We start from the raw sequence: 3,128 nt of genomic DNA on the forward strand, positions 1-3,128 counted from the left end.
GTTCTAACCATTCCAGATGATGTTCCGAAATTTGAAGTGAAAAATGGTGCASGTATTACAAGCTCTTCCTTTACATTACCTGAAATATTTCCGCAAGAAGACGATTTAACTGTGGCGAAACTCGCACTTAATGAAGCGAAAAAACCTGTTATTTTAGCCGGGAAAGGAGCGAAACATGCGAGAGAGTCTTTACTTGCATTTGCAGAACATATCGGTGCTCCAATCGTACTTACATTACCAGCTAAAGGGATTGTTCCTGATGAACACCCTCTTTGTATCGGTGGATTAGGATTAATCGGGACGAAACCTTCTTATGAAGCAATGAAGCATGCAGATACTTTAATTATGGTGGGCACTTCTTATCCGTTCACTGGTTTCTTACCCGAAAAAGCAAAAACACTTCATATTGATACAGACCCCACACAAATCGGGAAACGTTATACGACAGATATCGGCTTAGCTGGTGATGCTGATAAAACATTAAAATGGTTAATTGAAAATGTASAAAAACACGAGGACCATTCCTTCTTAGAGCAACATCAAGAAATGATGAAAAAGTGGGAAGAAAAATTACACACTCAAGAAGAAGATTCTTCTACTCCAATTAAACCACAACGAGTTATGCATGCATTGCAGAAAGTAGCAGAAGATGACGCAATTCTTTCAGTCGATGTCGGAAATGTAACAGTATGGACTGCAAGGCACTTCCGTATGACAAACCAGAAATTTATCATTTCTAGTTGGCTTGCAACACTTGGCTGTGGTTTACCTGGTGCACTTGCTGGACAAATTGCTTTCCCGGATAAACAAGTGTTTGCAGTTTGTGGTGACGGCGGATTTGGAATGACAATGAATGATTTCGTAACAGCTGTTAAATATAAACTGCCAATCGTTGTTGTTGTATTAAACAATAATAAAATTGCTATGATTAAATTTGAACAAGAAGTTATGGGAAATATCGAATTCGGTACAGACTTAACGAATCCTGATTTCGCAAAATACGCAGAGGCGTGCGGTGGTATTGGATACCGCGTCGAACAGTTAGATGACTTACTTCCTGCCTTTGAAAATGCGGTAAAACAAAGTAAACCATGCATTATTGATGTAGTTGTAGATGTAAATGAAGCACCAATGCCAGCAAAAATCACATTTGGTCAAGCAGCTGGTTATACGAAACATATGATAAAAGAATTATTTGAAGAAGGTAAGATTGATTTACCACCACTTTAAACAAAAAAGATAGCTGAAAACAAATTGTCTTCAGCTATCTTTATTTATTTATTTTTGTACCTCTCTATGAAATGAAAAATCATTCACGGTAGGCTGTATTTGTTTCTCTACTTTCACCTCTTCATTCTTCTGTTTCGCTCTTCTAACATTTCCTAGTTTAATTGCATCTTGCATACTATTGCTAATTAGATTCCCTGACAAGACTGTCATACTATAGAAAGCGATTGGTATAAGTACAATCCATGTATGAGTAGTTAAGTGACGGAAGTTTTGACCAATTAGGCCAGTCCATTCCTTTGTTACACTATCTGCATCTATAGCGCCAAAAATTATTGTTCCGCCAAAAAATAATTTCAACAAACCAAGATGCAAGAGGAGTAATAAAGTACTTACAAATTGCTGGGCTACTAATAAAAGAAATGATGGTAACATATGCGGCCATACATGGCGTTTCAACCTCTGCCACTTACTTCCGCCGAGCACAGTGGCCGCCAACATAAATTCTTCATTCTTAATACGTTTTACTTCTTGCGCCACATACAACATAACAGTCGGTACAGCAAGGCACGCAAGAACTATAATTTGAAACGCAACCCGTAAATGAAACGGAGCAGCAGCCTCTCCACTTTCGAACATTAAAACTGCATTTAACATAAAATAGGAAATCATAATCATTGGTACAATACTAAACGGATCAAAAAAAGATGAGATAACTGGAAATGAGCGTTTACTGTACATACCAAGTAATAAACCAATAGCTCCTCCAATTACTACACGTAAAACTGCGATAACGATACTTGCACCAACTGTCCATTTCGCTCCTTCTATTATTAACTGGAACAGGTCACGGCCTTTCTCATCAGTTCCAAACCAAAATTTACTCGACGGTGAAAACGGAGCAGCCTCTAATTCTCCTTTTTCGTTATACATCATCGTTAGTTCACGAATATTCCCATCGAAAAACAGCGTATTTCCAATACTAACAATCATTAGTACACTCAAAAAAGTAACACCTAGCCAAAATCTCACATCTCTTTTTACAACTTGCCACATGTTACACACGCCCCTTTATAACATTTTGTAAAAGCGTATGTAATAAACGAAATAGTATAAAAAGCGGTACGTATAATAAAACTAAACTCACTGTAAATATTTCTAATTTTGAATTTTCTTTCACGAAAACGAACATACCGTACGTATTAAACAGCCATTCAATAATATATAAGTTTGACAGCATAAATAAAATATTCGTTTTTGCATAATAGACTGTTGTTAACAGGACATTTCTTGAAATATGGTGCGTCAAAATATGTCTTAAACTTAGCCCTTTACTCTTAGCAAATATACTATAATCTTTCTCTAATTCTTCTCTGAAACGTAATAGTAGTAACTTAATAAATAATAATGTTGTAGGTAAAGTAAGGCATATTATTGGTAACAGGCGAGCCCTTTCCTCTCCAAGTCCTGCAAATTTCACTGGCATAAAACCTGTCTTTTGAAAGATTATTACTACTAGAAGTTGAGATAATAAAATTAATAAAATGTCCGGAATACTTTCAAGTGCGACGAAAATCCCATTCCACATACGTTGCTTTGATTGAGAGCGCTGTAATACCCACACAACGATAAGATACGCAATGAGTAAAGATAGTATAAATGCCGAAATAAATACAAACATTGTCTCTACATAATGAATCCATATTTGTGGAAATAACTTTCTTGAATTCCGAAATCCATACGTAATTTCACCTGGTTGAAGTAACTTCTCTCCAAGAAACACAACTGTGTTCCAAAAACCGATTAGATCAATTTGTAATCCCTTAAATAAACGCGGTAGTGCCCCTAAAAATAGAATACAAATAAGCGCCGCAAATAATTGTAAACATGTAACCCCACAC

Annotated in this window: 3 protein-coding genes; 1 reads left to right on the forward strand and 2 read right to left on the reverse strand. The window is 36.2% G+C overall.

What is annotated here, in order from left to right; genetic code table 11:
• The coding region (locus tag AC1DJR_RS23540; protein WP_477003631.1) for a thiamine pyrophosphate-dependent enzyme at positions 1-1,230 on the forward strand (1,230 nt) is incomplete at its 5' end.
• A gap of 48 nt (positions 1,231-1,278) precedes the next feature.
• Here AC1DJR_RS23540 and AC1DJR_RS23545 read toward each other — a convergent pair.
• Positions 1,279-2,283 (reverse strand): ABC transporter permease, encoded by a 1,005-nt coding sequence (locus AC1DJR_RS23545; protein WP_477003632.1) that lies wholly within the window; start codon positions 2,281-2,283, stop codon positions 1,279-1,281.
• A gap of 1 nt (position 2,284) precedes the next feature.
• Positions 2,285-3,128, reverse strand: an 844-nt coding sequence (locus AC1DJR_RS23550; protein ID WP_477003633.1) for an ABC transporter permease subunit, incomplete at its 5' end; no start/stop codon positions are given.

The organism is Bacillus sp. 05T31 (assembly GCF_056396725.1).

Excerpts from the sequence above, each read along its gene's own strand:
- AC1DJR_RS23545 (WP_477003632.1), bottom strand. The coding sequence starts at position 2,283 with ATGTGGCAAGTTGTAAAAAGAGATGTGAGATTTTGGCTAGGTGTTACT.